Origin of the sequence: Peribacillus saganii, assembly GCF_003429095.1 — a bacterium.
Lineage (GTDB): Bacteria > Bacillota > Bacilli > Bacillales > DSM-1321 > Peribacillus > Peribacillus saganii.
This window is the reverse complement of record NZ_QVTE01000015.1, coordinates 115,166-139,382: the sequence shown is the minus strand read 5'-3', so window position 1 is coordinate 139,382 and position 24,217 is coordinate 115,166. Positions and strand designations below refer to the sequence as shown.

Annotated in this window: 13 protein-coding genes and 2 pseudogenes; 12 read left to right on the top strand and 3 right to left on the bottom strand. The window is 39.1% G+C overall.

What is annotated here, in order from left to right; translation table 11 throughout:
* The first annotated feature begins 59 nt into the window (after positions 1-59).
* The 4 genes from D0469_RS06490 to D0469_RS06475 all read left to right on the top strand — a co-directional run bounded on the left by D0469_RS06490 (position 60) and on the right by D0469_RS06475 (position 5,278).
* Positions 60-968 (top strand): nitrilase-related carbon-nitrogen hydrolase, encoded by a 909-nt coding sequence (locus D0469_RS06490; RefSeq protein ID WP_117325824.1) that lies wholly within the window; start codon positions 60-62, stop codon positions 966-968.
* 304 nt (positions 969-1,272) lie between these two features.
* Complete coding sequence (locus tag D0469_RS06485) at positions 1,273-2,328, top strand: sugar ABC transporter substrate-binding protein (RefSeq protein WP_117325823.1); 1,056 nt, start codon at positions 1,273-1,275, stop codon at positions 2,326-2,328.
* 120 nt (positions 2,329-2,448) lie between these two features.
* A complete protein-coding gene (locus D0469_RS06480) occupies positions 2,449-3,867 on the top strand; it encodes a sensor histidine kinase (RefSeq protein ID WP_117325822.1) in 1,419 nt (472 codons plus the stop codon).
* Positions 3,860-5,278, top strand: a complete 1,419-nt coding sequence (locus tag D0469_RS06475) for a response regulator transcription factor (RefSeq protein ID WP_117325821.1) — start codon at positions 3,860-3,862, stop codon at positions 5,276-5,278. Before D0469_RS06480 ends, D0469_RS06475 begins: the two co-directional genes overlap by 8 nt.
* Positions 5,279-5,507: 229 nt before the next feature.
* On the opposite strand, the gene D0469_RS06470 is transcribed toward D0469_RS06475, so the two are convergent.
* Complete coding sequence (locus D0469_RS06470; protein WP_117325820.1) at positions 5,508-6,416, bottom strand: DMT family transporter; 909 nt, start codon at positions 6,414-6,416, stop codon at positions 5,508-5,510.
* A 581-nt stretch (positions 6,417-6,997) separates the two neighbouring features.
* Between D0469_RS06470 and D0469_RS06465 the strand changes: the two genes are divergently transcribed.
* The 3 genes from D0469_RS06465 (at position 6,998) to D0469_RS20995 (ending at position 12,896) form a co-directional block, all read left to right on the top strand.
* Complete coding sequence (locus D0469_RS06465) at positions 6,998-9,958, top strand: EAL domain-containing protein (protein ID WP_117325819.1); 2,961 nt, start codon at positions 6,998-7,000, stop codon at positions 9,956-9,958.
* A 225-nt stretch (positions 9,959-10,183) separates the two neighbouring features.
* Positions 10,184-11,596: a M20/M25/M40 family metallo-hydrolase gene (locus tag D0469_RS21970; protein ID WP_117325818.1), complete on the top strand. Its 1,413-nt coding sequence runs from the start codon at positions 10,184-10,186 to the stop codon at positions 11,594-11,596.
* Positions 11,597-11,843: 247 nt separating this feature from the next.
* Positions 11,844-12,896 carry a thermonuclease family protein gene (locus D0469_RS20995; RefSeq protein ID WP_158553371.1) on the top strand — a complete coding sequence of 351 codons (1,053 nt, stop codon included), beginning with the start codon at positions 11,844-11,846 and terminating at the stop codon, positions 12,894-12,896.
* 275 nt (positions 12,897-13,171) lie between these two features.
* Here the strand turns inward: D0469_RS20995 and D0469_RS06445 are convergent.
* Positions 13,172-13,366 (bottom strand): annotated as a pseudogene (locus D0469_RS06445) (EamA family transporter); the annotation flags it as partial.
* Positions 13,367-13,834: 468 nt separating this feature from the next.
* On the opposite strand from D0469_RS06445, the pseudogene D0469_RS06440 reads away from it, so the two are divergent.
* A pseudogene (locus D0469_RS06440) lies at positions 13,835-14,676 on the top strand (nucleotidyltransferase).
* 257 nt (positions 14,677-14,933) lie between these two features.
* Here the strand turns inward: D0469_RS06440 and D0469_RS06435 are convergent.
* On the bottom strand, positions 14,934-16,658 hold the full coding sequence (locus tag D0469_RS06435) for a sigma-54 interaction domain-containing protein (RefSeq protein WP_117325814.1): 1,725 nt from the start codon (positions 16,656-16,658) through the stop codon (positions 14,934-14,936).
* 246 nt (positions 16,659-16,904) lie between these two features.
* Here D0469_RS06435 and D0469_RS06430 point away from each other — a divergent pair, with 246 nt between their 5' ends.
* The 4 genes from D0469_RS06430 to D0469_RS06415 all read left to right on the top strand — a co-directional run bounded on the left by D0469_RS06430 (position 16,905) and on the right by D0469_RS06415 (position 23,924).
* Complete coding sequence (locus D0469_RS06430) at positions 16,905-19,031, top strand: hydantoinase/oxoprolinase family protein (protein ID WP_117325813.1); 2,127 nt, start codon at positions 16,905-16,907, stop codon at positions 19,029-19,031.
* A 76-nt stretch (positions 19,032-19,107) separates the two neighbouring features.
* Positions 19,108-20,883, top strand: coding sequence for a hydantoinase B/oxoprolinase family protein (locus tag D0469_RS06425; RefSeq protein ID WP_117325812.1), 1,776 nt, complete (start codon positions 19,108-19,110; stop codon positions 20,881-20,883).
* 298 nt (positions 20,884-21,181) lie between these two features.
* The gene (locus D0469_RS06420) at positions 21,182-22,516 is read left to right on the top strand and encodes an MFS transporter (protein ID WP_117325811.1); all 1,335 of its coding nucleotides are present in this window, start codon (positions 21,182-21,184) and stop codon (positions 22,514-22,516) included.
* A complete protein-coding gene (locus D0469_RS06415; protein WP_233522963.1) occupies positions 22,500-23,924 on the top strand; it encodes an amidase in 1,425 nt (474 codons plus the stop codon). The genes D0469_RS06420 and D0469_RS06415 overlap by 17 nt, the downstream gene beginning before the upstream one ends.
* Positions 23,925-24,217: the final 293 nt, after the last annotated feature.

Sequence of the window (24,217 nt, the reverse complement as noted above, 5' to 3'; positions counted from 1 at the left end):
GGAGTATGGTTCTCTACAACAGTTTTCTTTTAGAATTTAAACAAATGGAGTGATAAACGATGACTAAAGCCAAAATTTCAGCGTGCCAGTTAAAATTAAAACCGGTTGCAAGTTTCAGGGAGTTTGCAAACCAGGTTGAGGAAATCATTGCTCAAGTCCCTGCAGATTCAGATTATGTACTCTTTCCGGAGCTTGTTACGTTAGGTCTTGTCAATAGTTTCGCAGGTTCTGATAATTTCGAAGTAAAGGATATTGTTAAAGTTTCAGAATATACTGAGGATTACAAGAACTTATTTAAAAACCTTGCCATTGAACGTCAGCAGGTGATTATTGCAGGCTCCCATCTGGAACGCCGCGGAGACAAGTATTATAATATTTGTTACGTTTTCGATAAAGACGGCAGTTATGTTGAACATAAGAAAACGCATATTTTCCCTGCTGAGGGCAACTGGCAAACATGTGAAGGGGACGAATTAGAAGTTTTCGATATTGGCCCTGCAAAGATTGGAATAGCGATTTGTTATGAATCTGAAATTCCTGAAATCTCACGTATTCTTAGTATGAAGGGAGCAGAGATTATCTTCTGCCCTTCATATACATTTACTGAGGCAGGCTTCTGGCGTGTACGGCATTGCTCTCAAGCACGTGCAATTGAAAACCAGGTGTATTTTGTTCATTGTCCAACAGTTGGGGATCCAAGCCTTCCTTTCCCGGCAGAGGGGTATGGGCGAGCTTCTATCTTAAGCCCTTGTGACATTGCATTTCCTTTTAATGGCGTTGTAGCAGAGGCGGGTACGAACCAAAATACTGTAATTTCTGGAATCGTCGATATTGAAGAACTTTATGTAAATCGTAAAACAGGCGCAGCCACAACATTTAATGACAGAACCCGCAAAGAAGGTATGTACGCGAAATATCCGCCTTATGATGCAATAGCGAGAAACAAGGTTTTGAGCCCGACTACTTAGGAGATAGCATTCAAAATAATGGATCCATTCGATTAGCATATCTCATGATTTTAATCAAGAAGGGATAATTAACTGGAAAATAGCATAACACCATAAAAATAGAATATAAATTAGTAAATAGAGTGAGAAATCGTATTGGATTTCGCACTCTATTTTTATTAAATCGTTAATCATACCGCTCAACAAAAATTGGTACCAACAATTTATAAAAAAGCCTGTTAATTCAAACTTCTTATCCGTACAATTGTTAATAGAGATATTTAACATAACCAATTAAACGATATTTGATAAGGGGAATAGGATAATGAGTAGAAAAGTATCGTTAATTGTTTTAATCTTTAGTTTATTCCTGACAGCCTGTAATTTTAGTTCAGGAAAAGCATTTGAAGCAACAAAGGTTAATTCTTCGGAGACAACTCATACCGGTCAACCTGCGGCTAAAAAGAATTTTAAAGCAGATAAGCCGCGCATTGCCTATTTCTCGGCGGGTGCGAGCAATACCTATCTGCAGGCAGGCATTTCAGCTGCTGAAGAAACCGCATTGAATTTTGGGGCAGATATCGACATATTTGATGGGCAGTTAGATCCGGCGAAACAATATTATCAGGTTCAAACGGCAATTGAGGCAAATAAATATGATGCATTTGTTGTACAATCTACTGATGGTGAAAAATTGTGCGATCTTGTCACAAAGGATGCTATTAACAAGGGGATCACAATTGCAGTTATCAATTCCACCATGTGTGGTGCCAAAGATTGGCATAAAGGAACAGTAACTTTTGTAAGCGGACAACAATATGATGTGTATGAAGGCATTGTACGCAAGATTTTTACAGATAACCCGGAAGGCGGCAAAATAGCAGCTATTTCAGGTCCGGAAACAAGTTCAAATGCAATCAATATGAGGAAAGCATTTGCTCAGATGCTCCAGGAGTACCCGCAATGGAAATTGATAGGTTTCTTTGAAACCGATTACACTTCGAACCAAAGCTTTGAAGTCACTCAAAACATTGTCCAATCAAATCCGGATCTAAAGGTGATATTCTCTAATTATTCAGGAGTGACGGTTGGTACTGCTGAAGCAGTTAGAGCGGCAAATCGGAATAATATTAAGATTTACGATTTCGGGGGAGACCAATGGGCTTTCCAAGCACTTGAGGACGGGCTCATTGAAATGAGTACCATCATGCTTCCGTATAAAGAAGTTCAACGTGCAATCGAAGCGGTCTTTGCATCATTTGAAGGTAAAGAAGTCAATAAGATCATTGATTTAACAAAGGATCCAGTTCTGCCAGGAACTCCATATGTTACAAATGAAAATATTCAGCAGTTTCGAGATAAAGGATTACCTGAATACTAGTAGCAAAGGACAGAAATATTTACATATAAAAGAGAGATTACAGATGAATTACATAAAATATTAAATTTCCATGCTAAAAAAACATAATATGTTGATTTTCCATCAAAAGGGGTATGTTCCTTGTTTATAAGCATCAAGTACAAATATATTATTCTCTATTCAATCCTGACAATTATCCCCATTCTGGTAGTTGATACCATAGCCTATCAATTTTTGGTTCAAAAACTGCGTACTAATATTATTGAGTCTAATCAGGAAATTGTAACCCAGGCGAATAATATGCTTACGTTATTTAAAGATACCGAAATCGACACTGAAGGTTCAAAGGAGCAGCGCAAGATGATTTATTATTCATTGGCAAATTCGGTAATAGGGCAAGGAAGCGAAATCATACTTTCTGATCGCAAGGGGAAGGTCATTTACTCTACGAATTCGCATATGGCTGGTAAAAAGCTGCATGCAAAAGCTATTGACAGCAAAGCAGGGAGTGGAAATTATCTTGCGAGTTATTTGCAAGTGGAGAGATTGGCAATCTATTCGTTTAATCCGATGACAGAATGGTATCTAGTGGTTTTCACACCAACTGACAATATATTCAAGAAAATCGAATACGTCGAAAAACTGATGGTCGCTCTTATTACAGTCAGCATTATATTAGTTGTGTTCTTAATTTTTGTGCTATCTAATCATCTCACGTCACCGATACATAAATTAACAAGAACCATGCAAAAAATTGAAATTGGGAACTTTGACATTGAAATACAGAAGAAAGTATTCATAAAAGATGAGATCTGGCAAATCACTCTCAGTTTTAATAAGATCGTAGAAAAATTGAAATCACACATGCATTATGAGTATTTATTCCGAATTAAAACCAACGAAGCGAAATTCCTTGCTCTACAATCTCAAATCAACCCTCATTTTTTATATAATACGTTAGAAACGATAAATTCAATTGCCAGAGTTGAGAAGGTGCCGATCATCTCTGAATTAAGCATGTCATTATCAAAAATGTTTCGGTACAATTCTAATATGGATAATAAATACGTTCATATTCGAGATGAAATCAATCATGTTGAAAATTATCTGAACGTACAGCTTATCCGTTTTAATGGGAACATACAAAAGCAAAGTGACTATGATCCGGAAATCATGGATTGTAAAATGGTGAAGCTAAGTCTGCAGCCGATTATTGAAAATTGCTTTGTACATGCGTTTCAAAACATGGCCAGCAATGGCATCATTTTCATTCGTGCTGCTCGGAAAGATGGCAATGCAGTGATTGAAGTAAAGGACAATGGCAGAGGAATGGATGCAGAGAAGTTAACGGAAATCAATAACGCGATGGCTTCATGGGATTGGTCGTTAGAAGAAGGTGAACTCAAAAAGCAAAAAATTGGAATTTACAATGTCAATTCGCGGATTCGTATGGCTTTTGGCGAAAAGTTTGGTTTGCAGCTAAGACCGAATGTACCTAGCGGGTTATCCGTTATTGTGACATTGCCATTCATTAAGGAGGAAGGGAATTCCAATGTATAAGTTGATGATTGTTGAAGATGAGCCTTGGATCGCAAAAGGCCTGGAAAATATCCTTCCCTGGGAAGAGCTGGATATCGAAATAGTTGGGATTGCCGGGAATGGCCTGGAGGCATTGCAGGCATTGGACAGTTGTCAGCCTGATATTATACTTACAGATATCATGATGCCGGTAATGAATGGAATGGAATTTATACATAAATTGCCTGAAGTGATTGAACAGATGCCCAAGGTAATCATTATTACAGGGTATAACGAATTTACTTACGCGCAGCAAGCGATAAGACACGGAATCGCTGATTATTTGTTAAAACCAATCGATCCAGCCGACTTAGAAAGAATTATATGCACTCTCTTGGAAGAGCTGGAAAATGAAAGAGTAGGACTGCGTAAATTCCATAAGATATTAATTGAAAATACGTTATATGAGAATCTGTTAATGGAAGAAAATCGAAACCCGGATATCCAGCTGCCTTTTTCGAAATTTATCGTGCTTTTCACAGTAAACCCGATTCCAGCTGAAACATTATCTTCTCAAGAATATGTACGTGATTGGTATGCTCTTTCTTACTTGAATAATCATATTTACGTGTTGGGTTTTCAGACGGAATCTTTTGCTGATTTGTTTTTAAAGCATGAATTCAGTCAACTAGAGACGAAATCAATGATCGGGATGAGTTGGAAATATGACTCAGCTTCATTTCATTTTTACGACGCTTATAAAGAAGCAGAATACAATTTCCAGAAACGTTATCAGGAGTTTTCACTTCACCAAGATGATATACAGCCCATTCTTTTACATAAAGAACAAGAAAAACAATGGATTCAGCTGCTGCAAGAGGGTAACGTCAAAACAGTGTATGATAAGATGAAACAGCTACTGCAAGGATACACCACATTTGAACAGAAATGGGGCCTTGTTTTTCAGTATTATCTTTTTTTAAGCAAATTCGCAGCGAATACTTCAGGAAATACTCTTTACATGCTAAAAAAGGCAAGAAATGATAAAGAACTTAATTCTGTACTGGAAACCATAATCAGTCCGCTTCTGGAAATGATAAGTGCTGACTGGCAAGGAACAGTATCCGATCTTACGAGAAAAGCAGTAGCTATTATTGAACAGGATTATACCAATTCATTTTTGTCATTGCAGGATGTGGCAAAAAGATTGGGCATAACAGCTGCCTATTTAAGTGTGATTTTTAAAAACGAAATAGGCATAAATTATATTCATTTTGTAACCCTTAAAAGATTGGAAGCAGCTAAAAAGGCACTCTTGGAAACCCAAAAAACCATTCATGATATCAGCAGCATTTGTGGATTTAATGATGTGAAGTATTTTATCAAAGTTTTTAAAAAAGAGGTCGGCGTTACCCCAAATAAATATAGGGAAATTTATAGTTTCATTAAGTGAAATAATACCTTCATGGTTTATTCGCCTTAGTGTATACTAGCTGCTCCAGACGAAAGTTATGTCCATAACGATTATCGGGATAATGAATAAATAAAAATAGAAAAGAAACCTTCTTACCTCATCAAAGCTGATGTGGTAAGAAACGGTTTCTTTTTTGTTAATTATTGTAGTTTACTTTAGAAAAGTGTGAAAATGACCATACTGCTAACACGGCGAGATTAGAAGTTTTTTAAACATTAGTGTTGACTGAGTCAGGTACTGCCTGCGTTTTTAGTTTAATATTAACAAACAATATACTAATAACTATAAATATCAGACCAACTATTAAATTTAGTGTAATAGCTTCTTTTAACAAAATAGAACTGAATAGGATTGCGATCAGCGGGATAAGAAATGTGAAGGAGCCGACTTTGCTCGCTTCTCCAGATCCGACAAGGGTGAAAAATGCCAGCCATCCAAAGGCTATTACAAAGGTTGAAATGAATAAAAGGTTTGTAATAAACGGCAGTTCCCACTGAATAGTTGACCAGCTCTCAACACTTGATCCTACAGTTATTAAAAAAAGACCGCCCATAAGAAGCTGGATTGTAACCATCCAAATCGAATCAACTCGGTCACCTGTCTTCTTTACATAGACCGTGCCTAATCCCCATGCTAATGCAGAGCCAAGGGCTAATAAAATCCCAATAACCGATATATCTCCGGTAAATCCGCTTGCACTTATAATGGCTACGCCTGCGAAACCGAGGATTAAACCAATAATTTTTAACCGATACATCGATTCTCCCAGCCAGATCCAACAAAAAATTCCAAGTAATACTGGCTCTATAAATACAATGGCCGAAAACAATCCTGCTGGAGCAAAACCAAGGCCAACCGTTTGAAGACCGTAAAAAAGAATGATGTTAAGAATAGCTGAAATTAGGTAGAAATGCCATGTTTCTTTAAAGCGAAGACTCTTATATCTTGGAAGAGCAAAAATAAGTAATATAAATCCGCCCAAAATAGTTCTAATTCCTGCAAATAATAATGGTGGTGCATAGCTTAGTGCCATCTTGGATAATGGCCAATTAATGCCCCACGTGATCACCAGGAATGTGAGAAGTAAAGCTGTGTTTGTTCGAGATAGTGATTTCATTGATGTGCCTCCTTGAATACATACCAAACAATGATACGCCTTTAGAAATTTATAAAGCAAGATAAATGCTCATTTATTCCAGCCTGTCATCTCTTTTTTATCTTCTCTCTTTAATTAAAGATGCATTTAACCCAGTAACAAAGGTAAGGTTACAAGCTTTTAAAGAATTTTTGTGAAACACAACTGTCCGCTAATTCTCTTATTTTAGTAACTTGTTTGCTCGTTTAACAAATTCTTAAATAAAATTACGCATCTTTCTTCCATGCCTGCAGTTGGGCTGCAGCATGTGCAAATCATGAAGTCACTCGGTTGACAGAGCATCGTCTCACGCAGCAGACATGCTGTTATTCCATATCGACACATTTACTCCCATTTTTTAAATCTTATAACCTGATCTCAGAGGAATTCAGATGTTAAATGTTAATAAACAGGACATAAGAAATACATTCTTCTACTGTTGTTTTAGTATATTCGGCCCAATTATACGTTGCATTTATTTAAATGTATGGCATCCTGACGATAAAAAAGTAAAGAACTAACCTATTTTCTCCAGACTAAATAGGTTGGATAGGGGTGTATTGATGCCTTTTTTCAATGTCAATCAAAGAAAAAAACAAAAAAATGCCTATGAGATGGACCAAAATATCATGAAAGCACTTTATAGCCGGGAAACCTTCCTTCATGTATTTGATAATCATCCGGAAATGATTTGTATTATCGATGTGTCCGGCCATGTCATTTCTGTCAACAAGATGACTGGCATGCTTGGGTATAACTCTGAAGAGATAGTGGGGAAGTTCAATGATTTTTTCACTGAAGCAGACCTCAAAGTCACAACTCAAAACTTTAACAAAACTCTTAATGGAATGTCTGTCTCTTACGATGCTGCTCTTTTACATAAGGACGGTTATGAAGTTCAAGCAAGCGTCACCTGCATACCCATTAAAGCCTCCGATAAGGTTATAGGGGCTTTGGCCATTACAAAGGACATCAGCGAGTTAAAGCTGAAAGAAGCGGCTTTGAAAAATGTGAAAAACGAGCTAAATCTGGCACAGATGACCGCCAATATTGGGAGCTGGGATTCGGACCTTCGGAATGGAAAGATTTTTTGGTCCAAACAGATATACCGGATTATGGGGATTAATAATTCAGATGGATATTTTGTTCCTACTTATGACAAATTTATCGCCATGATTCATCCTGAGGATAGACATCGGATGGATAAAACGGTCAAACAGGCATTGATAAATAAAAGCAGCTATCAAATCGAGTATAGGATGATTAGGCAGGATGGCAGGGAACGTAACATTCTTGAAAAGGCCGATGTCGTATTGGATGAAAATAATGAGCCTTGCCGGTTAATCGGTGTTGTGCATGACATCACAGACAAAAAAGTGGCGGAGGAACAATTAAAACAAAGCGAGGAACAGTTTAAAAACGTTTATAGTAATATTAATGCCGGTGTCTGGTCAAAAGACGTGATCGCAGGCAAATTCAGATTTATCTCAGCGGGAGTAGAACAGATTTGCGGTTTTTCGTCGGAAGAGTTCATTAAAAAGCGAATGAAGTGGGAACAAATCATCATTCCGGAAGATGTACCGCAGTATAATGCCTTGCAGGACATGCTGATAACTGGCAAGTCCTTGCACCACGAATATCGGATTATCCATAAAAATGGAGACATACGCTGGATTCATGAGGATACGATCCCCATTACAAATGATATAGGCGAAGTCATAAGGCTTACAGGTATTTTGACAGACGTCACCGATAAAAAAAATGCCGAAGAAAAAATGGTTTATTTAGCCCATCACGATTACCTCACCGATTTGCCTAATAGGCGGTCATTTGATCTGGAATTATCATCCTTAATCAAACGGTCAAAAGATAATGGAACCGAATTTTCCGTCGTGTATTTGGATATGGATGGGTTTAAACGCATCAATGACTCTTTGGGACATTCCGTCGGCGATGAGCTATTGAAACATATATCAAGACGGCTTGAGAAGCTTGCGGGCGAAAACTTCGTGTACAGAATGAGCGGAGATGAATTCACCATGCTCATCACGAATTATAACAGTGTCGAAGAATTGATTCACTTCGCCAAATGGATCGTCAATGAAGTGAAAAAGCCGTTTTTGATCCAGGATTATGAGTTATTCATCACCACAAGTATTGGCATCAGTACTTATCCGTCAGACGGTATCGATGCGGAGACATTGTTACGAAATGCAGATGCCGCCTTATATCGGGCCAAGGAACTCGGCAGGGATAACTATCAAATTTATCTGCCTTCACAGAATATTGAAACCTATAAATCCTTCCTGCTTGAAAAAGACCTACGGCACGCCTTGGCGAATGATCAATTCCGTATCCACTATCAGCCGCGTGTAGATGTAAAGACAAATAAAGTAGTCAGCGCAGAAGCTTTAATAAGGTGGGAGCATCCAGAGTGGGGGCTTGTTTCTCCCGGTGAATTCATCCCTTTAGCAGAGGAATCCGGATTGATCATCGACATTGGAAACTGGGTTATTCTCAATGTGTGTAAACAAATGAAAAAGTGGGAGAGAAATCGAGTCATCCCGATATCAATAAATATATCTTCCAAAAGTTTTTTAAAAAGCAACTGGATTTCTGATCTGACTCTGATTGTGAAAGAAACCGGTTTGGACCCAAAGCTTCTGGAATTTGAAATCACCGAAAACGCAATCATGCAAAATGAAGAGGTGGTGCAAAAAACAGCTAAACTCGTCAAGGATCTTGGTATCAAACTTTCTTTGGACGATTTCGGCACAGGATTTTCTTCCATCACCCATTTAAAACATTTTAACTTTGATTTCATCAAAATCGACCGTTCCTTCATCCAGAATATAACGGCAAACAAACAGGATGATATCCTGACGAAGTCCATTATCCAAATGGCTCATGGATTACAAATGAAGGTAGTTGCCGAGGGGGTGGAAACGACAGAGCAACTAAGGCGATTACGCGAATTGGATTGCGACGAACTCCAAGGGTATTTATTCAGCAAACCTGTAGGTGAGTCCGAATTCCAGCGGATTTTAAACGAAGGCATCGCATATCCTGATACGTCGAAATCCTCTGCACCGCCAGTGGAAAATAGAAGGCGATTTTTTCGGATCAACCTTCCGCACCCTTTGTTAGCGGATATGACCATCACAAAAATCAAGGGGAAAACCATCTCATTGGGGCAGACAAAAATAGTAGTGGATAATATCGGCCCTGGAGGCGTTCATTTTCTTTCTCATATCAAAATGCCTGTCCAGCCTGATATCACATTGAAGATCATGACAGAAATTCTAGGGCAACCCTTCAAAGTGGAAGGGCATATCGTTTGGCAAGGTGAATGGGCCGACCATATTTATGAGTACGGATTGGAATTTTCCGTAAATGAAAACGAGCGGGAAAAAATCTTTACCTTGCTGAACAAATTAAATAACGAAATCCTGAAATCCCCGCGTTTCCAAGATAGTCTACTTGTTGAAGATAAGAAGCAATATATCATCTCGATAAAATCCTAAGGTGCGTTAAAACTTCCATGATATATCTGTTTCAACTAGTGCCTTAGCCAGATCGAAAGAAGACCCGCTCCAGCTGCTGATTGGATGGGTCTTTTTTGATTGGTAATTATCAAACAATGATTCTATTTTCTTATATTAAAATAGGAAGATATTAACTTATTTATATTTTCAGAAATTTGTAATCTATTACTGTAATAACTATTTTACTATTTTAGGAGGTATTTGATGAAAAAGAAGAAGTCGTTACTAACCTTCACCTTAGCTGCAGGATTAGCGTTCAGTTCTCTAGGGACACAAGCTATATATGCAAAGGCTGTGGAATCACAGCACTCGCAGCCATTTAAAGTGTTTGACAACAAAGTCATTAACAATATCAATGTCGATAATATTTATAACAATATTGAATATCTCTCACAGACTCCGCGTGTAGCAGGAACAGCGGCAGAGCAAAATGCGATTCAGTTTGTGAAAGAGCAATTCGAATCGTATGGCTACAAAACGGAGCTTCAGGAATTCGAGTTTTATGGCTATACTGCACCAGAAACTGTTGAATTGAAGATAAGCGATTATTCGGGCGAGCTTGACCCAAGATCTTTTACTTATGGTATGGATGGGAATGTTACCGGTGATCTGGTTTATGTTGGTTTAGGTACGGATGCTGATATTGCTGATATTGCTGATAAAGACTTAAGAGGTAAAATTGCTCTTATACAGCGAGGTTCCATATCGTTTGCTGATAAGGTATTAAATGCTGCCAAAGCAGGTGCCAAGGGAGTCATCATTTTTAACAATGCAGAAGGGGTAATCAATGGTACACTGGGTGTTCCAAATGATGACTATGTTCCTGTTGTTGGTGTTACTCAGGAAGTGGGACAGGCTCTTACTGAGTCTTTAAGCAAAGGAGAATCCCGGACAGCAACTATTAATATTGAAGGTGCTGAGGGAGGCATGAAGACTTCCCATAATGTTATCGCTACAAAGGCACCCACCAATAAAAACAAAGCCACTAACGGCATTGTCGCGATTGGAGCACACCATGATTCTGTACAGGGAGCACCTGGAGCGAATGATGATGCTTCCGGGACAGCAATGACACTCGAGCTTGCCCGTGTATTGAAGGATTTGCCGACTAATACAGAGCTGAGATTCATTACATTTGGAGCTGAAGAGCTCGGGTTGATTGGATCAGAGTATTATGCAAGCCAGCTTTCAGAAGAGGAAAAGAATCGTTTCGTCGGCTACTTTAATCTCGATATGGTGGGCAGCAGGGATGCAGGGGACCTTGTGATCAACGTGGCTGACGGTAATCCTAATATCGTGTCAGATGCAGCCCAGGAATCAAGTGCCCGCTTAAATGGTGAAGCAACGCCTCTTGAACTGGGTGGAAGCAGCGACCATGTGTCATTCACTGAAGTTGGAATTCCGGCAGCATCCTTTATCCATAGACCACTGGAGCCTTGGTACCACACTCCGGATGATACAATTGATAAAATCAGTAAAGAAAAGCTTCAGGACGTTGCCGAGATTGTGGGAACAGCGGTATATGACTTGGTCCGCCCTGAAAACCAGGGACCAAAGGCGAAAAAAGGTGAGGAAAAAAAATTGCCTCACCTGCATCACGAGCAGGAAATCAAGTAAATATGGTAAAGCAATGCCAGGAACGTTCCCGAAAAGGGATGATTCCTGGCATTTTTGTTATCTACAATATATTGAAAAACAAATTTCTCCCATAAACTTCCAGGGATTTCGATTTAATTTTTTGTTACACTCTTTAATTGGCTACATAGTTTTGTTGTTAAAGAAATAACCAATTTAATAGGCTAATGATAACTTATTTGTGGCAATTAATCAGCCTGTAAGAAATAAGGGATTGGAGAAAAAAAGAATGTTTATGTTTTTAGGGATCATCGGTTTTTTATTGTTTCTTGTATTTTTAGTGAAAGGTATCATTTCATTGTTCAAACGGAAAAAAGCAAAACGTGACTTTTTAATCGCAGTTGCGTCCTTTATTGTTTTTGTAGTGATGGCCACGGTGGATGGGGTTAAGAATCCTCCAGAGGATCAGGTGGCCGATGAAACAAAAGAAGAAATAAAAGAGAAGGCTGAAGAAGCTGAAAAAGAAGAGAAAAAGGATGAAAAATCTGTATCTGAAGGAACGGAATCCGCCCCAGCTAATGATGAGAAAGCTAACACGGAAACACCAGCGCAAACACAAACTGCTGCCCCCGTTTCACAAGTATCACACGGAGTCCCGGCAAAAGTGGTTCGCGTAATAGATGGTGATACCATTGAAGTCATGATGGATGGGGAGCAAAAAGAAATCCGTATGTTATTGATCGATACACCGGAAACCAAGCATCCAAATAAGCCTGTTGAGAAATTTGGACCGGAAGCGTCACAATTTGCCACAGAAACTCTTAAAAATAAAACCGTAGGAATTCAGGTCGGAAAAGAGAAAACAGACAAATACGGCCGTGTTCTGGCTTATGTATGGGTGGGGGATAAAACCTATCAGGAAATGGTCCTTGAGGAAGGCTTGGCTGCTACAGCTTACCTATATAATGATTTAACGATGCTGGATCAATTCCATGCAGCCCAGGAGAAAGCAAGAAGCAAAAAGATTGGAGTCTGGAGTATCCCTGGCTATGCACATGTGGATCATGATCATGGTTTCCATTATAATGAAGAGCCAAAAGCAGTTGCGGTTCCAGCAGCTAAACCAACCCAGGTGCCAGCTCCAACGCCTGAAACCAAACCGGCTCCATCTCCAAAGCCTGAACCAACACCGGCTCCAGCTCCAAAGCCTGAACCAACACCGGAATTCTTCCAAAACTGTACCGAATTAAGAGAAGTTTATCCGGATGGTGTGCCAGCTAGCCATGCAGCGTATCAGTCCAAAATGGACCGGGACAAAGACAATTTTGCCTGTGAAAGATAAAGAAAGGGCAGCTGAATCCAATTTAAAGTTTTCTTATAAACATAAAAAAACGACTCGAAAATTCAAAATTGAATTATCGGTCGTTTTTTTGATGTGGGGGAAGTCTTTATCTTGTACCAGATATTGGTATCAATCTTCTTTCATCAAACTATTACACTATTTTGTTAGCTTGCAAAATTAATAAATGGTTCAGTAAAGGTTGGCATTATCGCTCTTAAACTGTGAGAATGACGATACAGCTAACCCGATTACGATGATAAATCATATATAATCTTTTAATCTTCATTATTATAAACTGAGTCAGATACAGTCTGTGTTTTTAGTTTAATGTTAACAAACAAAATACTTACTACTATTAAGATTAGAGCAACTAATAAGTTTAGCGTAATATCTTCTTTTAGCAAAATGGAACTAAATAGGATTGCAATAAGCGGGATAAGAAATGTGAATGAGCCGACTTTGCTAACCTCTCAGGAGCCGACGCCTTACAAATAGACATCCAGTAAAATTTCAACAAAAATCTGTGATGGTCAGCTTTTTTACCTTACAATTACCATACAGAAAAGGGGGAAAGGGTATGGGAAAAAGGGGAAATCTTTATCATGCCATTCTGGCAGCAAGCCTGTGATGCAGCGAAGAAAAACGGGTATATTTTAACATTAAAGTATTGCAAGAAAACATTAGTTCTTGAAGTTAATATGGATTATATAAAATATTAAAAGGCCATTTTTTTAATGCGGTAGACAAGATGGCTGAAAGAAAAGAACTTCACAGCGACATACCGAAGGGGATCACCGACAGGTCCTAGGTTTATGATTAGCTGCCAGAAGTTTCTGTAGGTAAAGAAATTTATACCTTTAAAAAAAACAGCATTTTAAACTATTCAAGGGAAGAGTATATAAACCGATTATAAGATTTTAAGTTAAAGGGGGAAACCAATGACACATATTAAAAACATTGGCCGTTTTTGTGAATCAGATAAAAATGCATATATACTGAATGATGCCAGTTTAACGAAAGTCGAATCTGATTTTCTTATGATAATTGAAGAAGTAGTAGAGATGTATCAAACTCATTTAGGATTAGATTTGCATAGTATTTATATTAGGGGTTCGGTACCTCGCGGATTAGGTATAAAAGGTGTTTCAGACTTAGATACCATAGCCATTACCAATAAAAAACCTAAAGATATTGACTTGAAATGGGCGGATAAAGCAGAACGAGAAATAAACAATAAGTTCAGTGCTGTAAAGGGTGTGGAATTCAGTTTCTATCAGATAAAAGATATTATTGAAACTGCTGCATTTTCAATTATTCCATTTATCATTAAAACCCAAAGTGTGTGCGTACATGGAGAGGACCTCATATCGCAGATTCCTGGCTTTAGAGCTGATAAAACAATTGGTAATGAGCATTTAATACACCTGAGAAACCAAATTGAGCAAAGGAAGATCTTGCAGACAATGAAGACGGTGAAGATATAAAAGATTGTTGTGTTTGGATAATGAAAATTTTGGTCAGAGCAGGACTTGCTCTTGTAATCGTGGAGGAAAATCTTTATACAAGGGACTTGTATCCCGCCTATACATTATTCGCTAAGTATTTTCCAGAGAAAGAACATGAAATGAGGCAAGCACTTCAATATGCTATTGATCCAACAGATAACCCTGAAGAAATAGTAGAGTTTTTAAATAAATTTGGCAGCTGGATGATTATCCAGGCAGAAAAGTGGCTGCAAACTTATAATCCGAACAAAGTAAAAAACTTGGAAAATTTGTAATTACACAAACATTGGTTAGTTGTATATATGTTTTAAATTAAATCACGAGAGTTATAGATTGGAGCTGTCATCTGGCGGCTCTTCTTTTTGTGCTGGTCCAAAGTGGAGGTTCTTTCGAGAAATATGAAATGGAATCTGCAATTAAGAGAACAAGAACAGAATAAACCATTCAGGTGGATAAGAAAGGAATAGACCCTTCCATCCACCTCGTTACGTTACCGGATCACAGCTCTAGTCATTACGGGATTCAAAATAGCCTATTTTTGATTTCTATATTGGATATTATACTTTCTTAGCTTTTTACTGATGGTTGATTGATTGACACTTAGAGCTGCAGCTATTTCTGTTGTGGTAGTATATTTCATTGCAGCCCGTTTTAGAATTTCGCATTCCACTGATTCTAATGTTTCATACAGGTTGATCTGGTCATCAAAGTAAATATTGATTGGCAGCTGTTCTTGTGAATCATCGGTTAGTATCTCCATAACATCCTGTTTTTCAACTTCATCATTCTTTGACATAATAAGCAAGCGTTCAACAAAGTTTTTTAACTCGCGGATATTCCCTTTCCAGGGCTCTTTCCGTATTATGTGTATAGCTTCCTTAGAAACTTTTTTCCGGACTTTGTATTCTTTATTAAATTCCTGTGTAAAGTATTCTACCAATAGTGGAATGTCTTCTTTTCTATCACGAAGAGGGGGGATTTCAATAGGAATGACTTTTAACCGATAGTATAAATCCTCCCGAAAATTTCCTTCTTTTATCAGGGTTTCAATATTTCGATTAGTAGAAGCAATAATTCGAACGTTGATCTTTTTAGAATTCACACTGCCAATTGGGCGTATCTCTGATTCTTGTAATACACGCAGCAGCTTTACCTGAAGAGAGAGAGGCATTTCCGTAATTTCATCTAAAAGTATCGTTCCCTTGTTTGCAGCGAGAAATAAGCCCTTTTTGCCATCTTTATCAGCCCCTGTGAAGGTACCCTTTACATAACCGAACAGCTCAGACTCTAATAAACTTTCAGGGAGAGCACCGCAATTGATTTTGATAAATGGCTGCTCCGAACGATTACTGAATTCATGAATCATGGAAGCAATAATCTCTTTACCAACACCGGATTCGCCTGTAATGAGAACCGAGCTATTATATCTTGCAACCATTTTCGTCTGTTCAGCTATTCTTTCCATGGTCTTACTTGAAAAAATAAGCTTTTTCGGACTTGAATAGTCTCTTTTTACTTCTTCCAGTTCCTTTTGATACCTTTCAGCAATGGCACGGGCCGCTATTAACTCTTCTTGTAATTTATTGATTTCTGTTATATCTCTGGAGGCATTCACAACTCGAACAACATTTCCATTCTTATCTTTAACGGGAGTTCCAACTACTAGGAGTGTCTTTCCTGTTGAAGTTTTTTGAATGGCCGATATCTTTCGTTTTTCCTGAAGAACCATCCTTGTTATGGAAGGATAAAAGACTTTCTCGTTTTCTAATTCATAAACATTTTGCCTTAAAAAGTCTTCTTTGCTTTTTCCCCATAATCGTTCACATGCGGAACTTACCCTTAAAGCATTACCATTCGCATCTGAAACAAAAAGTACATCATAGGAAGAATCAAATAATACCTTTAAGTCTGTTGCCATATCCTTATATTCTTCAGAAACGATATTTTCTGACTTGGAATAGATAACGAATAGACCTTCGAAATTTTGCTTAAGAAAAATAGGAATCATTCTAACGGTTACTTGCATATCAATATTTTTCCTATGAACGATTATACCTTGCCAAAAATTTTTTGTTTCATAGACATAGTATAAATAATCATTAATTTCTTCCTTTTGATTTTCATACCATTCACGAATTTCATCGTCGATTGAGTCAATGATAGGATCTTTACCAGCATTATAGAACTGATAGGAAATACCGGTTGAACTGGTTGCTTCCTTAAGTGCAGTATCTGTTAAACTTGGTATAGAAGACATTCATTTCGCCCCTTTTATTCCAAATTGACTAACAATTATGATTATTGTAATAATTAAATACCTAAAATAGCAACTCTTAGATACTATTGTTAGTAGTTAAAAAGAAAAAATATAGCGCTAACAACTAATACAGCAAAGATATCTCAGTAAATTTCTTGCAGAAATAGAAACATCCTCAGATTTGGCACATGAATTGCATTATATAAAAATGTGAGTTTAAAAAACAAAGAGTGAAGGAGGAATAAAATGATACGTTTAGGTGTCGATGTTGGAGGAACATTTACTGATTTAATTTTATTAAATGAGGAAAGCGATCAGTCTTGGATACATAAGGTGCCTTCAACACCTTCAGATCCGTCAGAAGCAGTAATTAATGGTGTGACTGAAATCTGTGAAATGGCAGGTATCAAACCCTTTGAAATTGATCAGTTTTTCCATGGTACCACTGTTGCAACAAATATTGTATTGGAACATAACGGTGCAGAAGTTGGATTGATTACGACTGAGGGCTTTAGAGATATATTGCACATTGCACGTCATAAACGGCCTTTTAATTTTTCCTTGTATCAAGATCTGCCTTGGCAGAAGTATCCGCTTGTAAGACGCCGCAATCGTTTGGTTGTGCCTGAAAGAATTTCGGCAGCCGGTGAAATACTTACCCCATTAGATGAAGAAGCAACACGCCAGCAAGTGCGTAAATTGAAAGAAGCAAACGTTAGTGCCATAGCAGTCTGCTTTTTATATTCATTTAAAAACCCCCAACATGAAAACCGCGTAAAAGAAATTATTCAAGAAGAGTTTCCGGAGGCCTACCTTTCCATCAGTAACGAAATCCTGCCTCAATACCGAGAGTATGAGCGCTTTAGCACGGTCGCTTTGAATGCATTTATCGGACCTAAAACAAGCCGCTATATTAATCGCTTAGAAGATGTATTAAAAAAGATGGGCATCAAGACGAGTATTAATTTGATGCAGTCAAATGGCGGTATTGCTACTGCCCAAGTAGCCGCTGAAAAGCCTATAAGCCTGCTGCTGTCTGGACCTGTTGCAGGATTGATTGGCGGAATTAAGGCAGCCAAAAATGCGAACTTTGATAATATCATTACGCTTGATATTGGCGGAACATCGGCAGATATCGGTGTAGCTCCTAATGGGGAAATGAGGATGCGCCATTTATTGGATACTCGCATTGGCCAATATAATGCCATGGTTCCAATGGTCGACATCGATACAATTGGGGCAGGTGGCGGGTCCATTGCCTATGTCGATGAAGGTGGTATTTTCCGGGTAGGGCCTCAAAGTGCAGGAGCTGATCCTGGTCCAGCCTGTTACAATCGCGGGGGCACAGTTCCAACTTCTACAGACGCGAATGTACTACTTGGGCGTATTCATCCAGAAAGCCGTTTAGCAGGTTCCATGCAAATTAAGCCGGAGTTATCGGAAAAAGCATTTGATGAACATATTGCCTCGAAGCTAAATATGACAGCTTTGGAAGCTGCAGCAGGGGCGCTAAAGATCATGACACATAACATGGTCAACGCAATCGAAATGAATAGTGTCCGGAAAGGGTATGATCCTCGGGACTTTACATTGGTTGCAGCTGGCGGTGCTGGTCCTTTATTTGCCTGTGATATCGCTATGGAATTAAATATACCAAATGTTGTTGTTCCTCCATACCCGGGAATAACGGCTGCAGCGGGACTTTTATCCACTGATATAGCTTATGAAAAGGTTCATACGCTATGGGGAAGCCTGACAAATCCTGATATCTCTTCGATACGTGATGTTATTGAAAAGCTTGAGCAGGATTCTTTGAAAACGTTAAAAGAGGACGGGCTTTCAGATGAACAAATCGTGCTGCAGCGAGTATGTGATTGCCGCTATGCAGGGCAGGGATATGAGCTGCGGGTTGATGCACCAAAAGGTGAAATCAATGAAGCGTGGGTAAAGGAAGTAATCGAACGTTTTCATCAAGTGCATGAGCGTGAATATGCAAGTCAATTCCCTGATCAGGAAGTGGTTGCCATTAATGTTCGTGTTATTGGGATCGGTCTTGTTCAATCCGATAAAGAACAATCATTTGTGGATCAAGGAAAACCTAATTTTTCTGTAAGCAGCTATCCATCATATCCAGTTTATTTCTGGGTTCAGGATAAGCTTCAAAAACAGGATACCAGGTTTATCAATCGTGAAGATATACCTGTCGGAACCAATATTTTAGGACCTGCCGTTATTCAGCAGAAGGATAGCACAACACTTCTGCCTCCAGACTGTACAGCTTCCTTTGACGAATACGGAAACATTGTGATCGATATGACCGAAGCACTTTCTGTAAAAAATTCGAAAGATTTAATAGCATCGATAACTAAATAAAAAAGATTACCAATCCAAAATTTTAAATTTGAGATGAACCACACTACAACACTTTTAAAAAAGAAAGGAGATTTACATGACTGATAAAAATGCATATGAAAATATTGATCCGGTTACACTTGGGGTTATTGCAGGTTCGTTTAATTCAATCGCCAAAGAAATGGCGCTAGTACTCTACCGGATGGCTTATTCCAGTATTATTCGTGAGTCCGAGGATCTCGGTGCCGGATTGTTTGATGTTGATGGAAATGAAATATGTGAAAGTGATTCTACCCCTATGCATATCGGATCTCTGCCAGGATATATTGATGGGGTCCGCCACTTTTTAGGCGATAATATCAACGATGGAGATATCATTCTCCACAATAACCCTTATTATGGAGCATCACATACTCCAGATCTGGCTATTATTATCCCTATTTTTTATGACGGTGAGCTTGTGGCATTTGCGGCTAATACCGGACATGTCCTTGATGCTGGCGGTATGTCTCCAGGTTTAATGGTCGATGTGGTCGATGTTTATGCAGAAGGAAAGCACTATAATGCTATTAAATTATATAACAAAGGCGAAAAAAACGAGGAAATCTGGCGGCATATTTTTGAAAATGTACGGACACCAAAGGAAAATAAAGGTGACGTCGAAGCCATGATTGCATCCGCCAAATTAGGTAAAAGACGGTACCTCGAGCTGATTGAACGGTATGGTTTACAAACTGTATTGGCCGCTCAAAAACGGTGGATGGATTATTCGGAAGAAATGATCAGAAAAGAAATTTCAAAGATTCCAGATGGTGAGTATAAAGCCCCTACAGGATGGCTCGATGATGATGGCAGAAATTACGGGGAACGGTTACGGATTGAAACAAGTGTGAAAATTAATGGAAGTGATTTAATCGTTGACCTAACGGGAAGTTCGGATCAAGTCGAAACCGCTTATAATGTTCCTTTCTCAGGTTCGACACTACCGGCAACTTATACAATTGTACGCGCCATTTTGCTGGATGAAGCAGTTTCAGAAGTATTTATTCCACAAAACAGCGGGATATTTAAACCTATAAAAGTGGAAGCACCGCTTGGAAGCATGTGGAATCCAAAAGCTCCTGCAGCCTGTACAGCTCGTATTAATCAAGTTCAGCGGCTGGCAGATCAAATAAATTTAGCTCTCTCTGAGGTCCTGCCGGATAAGACTACTGCCGGTAATGCAGCTCATGTTCACTTTAATTCATATGCCGGTATAAAAGAAGACTCTGGAGATTATTGGGTGTATATCGAAGTAAATGAAGGTTCCTATGGAGGACGCTACGGAAAAGATGGGTTAGATAGTGTCGATAATCTTGTGGCAAACACTAGAAATAACCCCATTGAAGAATTGGAAATGAGACTTCCGATGAGATGTAACAGATATGAGCTCCGGGAAGAGGGTGCTTCAGCAGGAAAATGGCGTGGGGGAATTGGCATTGTTAGAACGTGGGAGTTCATAACAGATAGCTTGTTCACAGGTGAAGGTGATAGACATACAGATCCGCCACGAGGTGTTTATGGAGGACAGGACGGCTTAACCGGATCTATGACATTGAATCCTAATACTGATGCTGAACAAAACCTACATGCTAAACTTACAAATTTTAAAATCCGGAAAGGTGATGTTCTGGAAATTCGAACTCCTTGTGCCGGCGGTTATGGAAACCCGCATGAAAGAGATCCTCAAGACGTCCTGGAAGATGTCCTGGATGACTTTACTTCTAAAGAAAAAGCTGAGGAAATATACAAAGTCGTTATTCGTGATGATTTAACAATTGACGAAAAAGCAACTAAGCAACTAAGGGAAGGTTCGAAAGTATTGAATAGTTAAGATGTATTCTATATAAGTCGTGAAGAAGGGGGGAAGAAATCCCCCCGACTCTCACACCAAGATAGTACAGTTCCGTATACCCCAGTTCAAATTATGATTGCAAACAGCAAAATAAAGGGGATTACTTCTATTTATAAGCTTACTTTCAGGGAATAGGAGACCGTCAAACTGAAAGAAACTTATTGTTAATGAGAAATTTGTGAGTGTTTGAACTTGTTTGCTATGACTTTCCTAGAAAAATTAGAGCCATATCACAATAATTTTACTAGTCGAAGTAATTCGGGGGAGGAAGATAGCAATGAAGAATTATCGTTTCTTTATCATGGGAATGATTGTGTTTATGACGGTTATTAATTATGTTGACCGCGGGGCCCTGTCTTACGCCCAGCAGGAAATGATCGCAGAATTTGGATTTGATGCTGTTTCCTGGGGAGCGGTACTTGGCTTTTTTGGCTATGGCTATCTGTTTGGTTCTTTTTTTGGCGGCCTGTTAGCAGATTTAAAAGGACCAAAGTTTGTATGGATCATTATAGGAACAGCATGGTCGATTTTTGAAATTGCCACTGCCTTTGCGGGTGAAATCGGAATGATGCTTTTTGGGGGTTCGGCTTTGGCCGGTTTCGCAGTATTTCGTATCTTATTCGGTTTGGCGGAAGGGCCGACATTTTCCACGATTAATCGTACAAATGCCAATTGGGCAGCAACGAAAGAGCGAGGGTTTTCAGCCTCTTTGGGTCTGTTAGGCAGTCCTTTGGGTGCATTGTTGACAGCCCCTATAGCGGTAGGATTATTATCCATCACAAATTGGCGGATGATGTTTATTATTTTAGGTGCAATTGGACTTATATGGGTAATAATCTGGTCAAAAGTTTTTACTAACCTGCCTGAAGATAATCCAAGGGTATCAAAGGAAGAATTGAAACTTATCCGTTCAAAAGATGACCTGCTTCCTAATGAAAAATTGGTGCAGGAAGGTTCGGTAAACACAAAAAAATGGTATCACTTTTTCCATAATCCAACCTTGGTCTGTAACGCGATTGGATATTTTGCTCTGCAATATATTACCTTCCTTCTTTTGACCTGGACACCGAAATATCTTCAGGATGTGCATAACTTTGCCCTTGGTTCTCTATGGTATTTAGGTATGATCCCATGGATAGGCGCCTGTTTTACTGTAATCTTAGGCGGAAAGCTATCAGATTATTTGAGAAGGAAAACAGGAAATTTGCGTATTGCCCGTTCCGGACTGGCGGTGGTATCCCTATTCCTGACCGCTGTTTGCTTCCTGTTAATACCTACCGCAGACAGTATAGTTGGGGTGATGTTTTGGATGAGTCTTGGAAACGCATTCAACTTTTTGCCAAATTCCGTATATTGGTCTGTCATTCTTGATACTGAACCAAACCTTGCCGGTACCTTCGGCGGAATCTCACACTTCATTTGTAATTTGGCTACCATAATCGCTCCTACTTTAACAGGCTTTTTGGTTGTCAGTTACGGTTATCCTTCGATGTTTACTGCTGCTGTTGTAGCCACAGTAATAGGCATGGTCGCTATGATGTTCGTAAAGCCAGGAAACACGATCATTACTCGGAATAAGAAAGGGGAAACGACAAGTGAAAGCATCCTATAAAGATGAAATACTTCAATGGGACTTATCCAGATTGTCCAATGCCATATCTGAAAAACAAATCTCGCCTGTGGAAGTCACGAGGCAGATAATCGAACGCATATCACAGGTGAATCCAAAAATAAATGCCTATATAACGGTATTGGCAGAACAAGCGGTAGAGGATGCAGAACAGGCTGAACAAGAAATCTCTAATGGAAACTGGAGAGGACCCCTTCATGGGATTCCACTTGGTGTGAAGGATGTTATTTATACTAAAAACATTAACACAACGATGGGTTCGCAATTGTTCAAAGATTTTGTCCCGGATTACAATGCAACCGTTGTCGAAAAGCTAAAGCAGGCAGGTGCGACCATCATCGGAAAACAAAACACACATGAATTTGCCTATGGGCCTACCGGGGACCGCTCTCATTTTGGTCCAGTTAGGAATCCATACAATCTATCAAAAATGACTGGCGGCTCAAGCAGCGGGTCTGCTGCAGCTGTTGCGTCTGGCTTATGTTACGGCGCTTTGGGTACGGATACAGGGGGATCAGTGAGAATCCCTGCGTCAGTTTGCGGGATTGTTGGGATGAAACCAACTTTTGGACGGGTGAGCAAATACGGATTATATCCTACTAGCTGGACGCTTGATCATATAGGGCCATTGACAAGAAGTGTAAAAGACAACGCGATACTCCTAAATGCTTTGTCTGGGTATGATAGTCAAGATTATTATTCTATCAAAACAGATCAGGAAGACTTCACCAGACTGTTAGGTAAAGGAATAAAAGGAAGTGTAATAGGCATTCCTTCCTCATTCTATTTTGAGAGAGTGGACTCGGAAGTAAGGAACCAGGTGAACCATGCGATTGAAGTCTTTAAAAGCCTTGGTGCTGAAATTCGTCCGGTAGATATACCCCAGCTGCAGGAAATATCTTTGGCACATCAAATGATCGTTAGATGTGAAGCCTATGCTATTCATGAATCAACTCTTACCGACACCCCGGAGTTGTATGATGCGGAAGTGAAAGAACGATTATTAAGCGGTTTAACACCAATAGCATTGGATTATGTTAAAGCCATACAGATGAAACAGGTAGCTATTCATGAATTTAACCAAATTCTTGAACAGGTAGATATCATATTAATTCCGACAGTTCCTGTGCTGCCTCCCGATATTGACCAACGGGAAGTAATGGTAGATGGCTATCCGGAACATGCCCGCTCAGCAATGAACCGTCTGAACGGTCCAACAAATTTAAATGGATTTCCAAGTTTGCAAATTCCGTGCGGCTTCTCAGCTTCAGGCATGCCAATTGGTGTTCAATTAATCGGAAAACAGTTGGATGAGGCGAATCTGTATCGGTTTGGATATGCTTTTGAGCAAGAAGCTGGCATTCCTACAATCAAAATAAATATTGGATAATACGTGAGCTGCTGTTTCTTTTATCAATGTAGGAATGACCGGCGGGAGAGCTAAATCAAGGAGAATGTTCCGCAGCGGAAGTAGTTGACCGATGAACATGTTAGCTGGAGGACGCTGAGCTTTTCCATTTAAGACAAAATATTTTGGCTGTTGTACTAAAATAAAAGAGGTAGAAGAATGCCAGGATACTCAGTGTATTATCGAATTCAAATAAACTGAGTGGCCATTAAAAGAGCTTAACTCTCAACTGCAAAAAGGGTGCCTCAATTTGAGGCACCCTTTTTGCAGCATAT

Bases quoted from the DNA above. Each gene is read 5' to 3' on its own strand.
- D0469_RS06490 (WP_117325824.1), top strand. From the start codon at position 60: ATGACTAAAGCCAAAATTTCAGCGTGCCAGTTAAAATTAAAACCGGTT.
- D0469_RS06485 (WP_117325823.1), top strand. From the start codon at position 1,273: ATGAGTAGAAAAGTATCGTTAATTGTTTTAATCTTTAGTTTATTCCTG.
- D0469_RS06475 (WP_117325821.1), top strand. From the start codon at position 3,860: ATGTATAAGTTGATGATTGTTGAAGATGAGCCTTGGATCGCAAAAGGC.
- D0469_RS06470 (WP_117325820.1), bottom strand. From the start codon at position 6,416: ATGAAATCACTATCTCGAACAAACACAGCTTTACTTCTCACATTCCTG.
- D0469_RS06465 (WP_117325819.1), top strand. From the start codon at position 6,998: ATGCCTTTTTTCAATGTCAATCAAAGAAAAAAACAAAAAAATGCCTAT.
- D0469_RS21970 (WP_117325818.1), top strand. From the start codon at position 10,184: ATGAAAAAGAAGAAGTCGTTACTAACCTTCACCTTAGCTGCAGGATTA.
- D0469_RS20995 (WP_158553371.1), top strand. From the start codon at position 11,844: ATGTTTATGTTTTTAGGGATCATCGGTTTTTTATTGTTTCTTGTATTT.
- D0469_RS06435 (WP_117325814.1), bottom strand. From the start codon at position 16,658: ATGTCTTCTATACCAAGTTTAACAGATACTGCACTTAAGGAAGCAACC.
- D0469_RS06430 (WP_117325813.1), top strand. From the start codon at position 16,905: ATGATACGTTTAGGTGTCGATGTTGGAGGAACATTTACTGATTTAATT.
- D0469_RS06425 (WP_117325812.1), top strand. From the start codon at position 19,108: ATGACTGATAAAAATGCATATGAAAATATTGATCCGGTTACACTTGGG.
- D0469_RS06420 (WP_117325811.1), top strand. From the start codon at position 21,182: ATGAAGAATTATCGTTTCTTTATCATGGGAATGATTGTGTTTATGACG.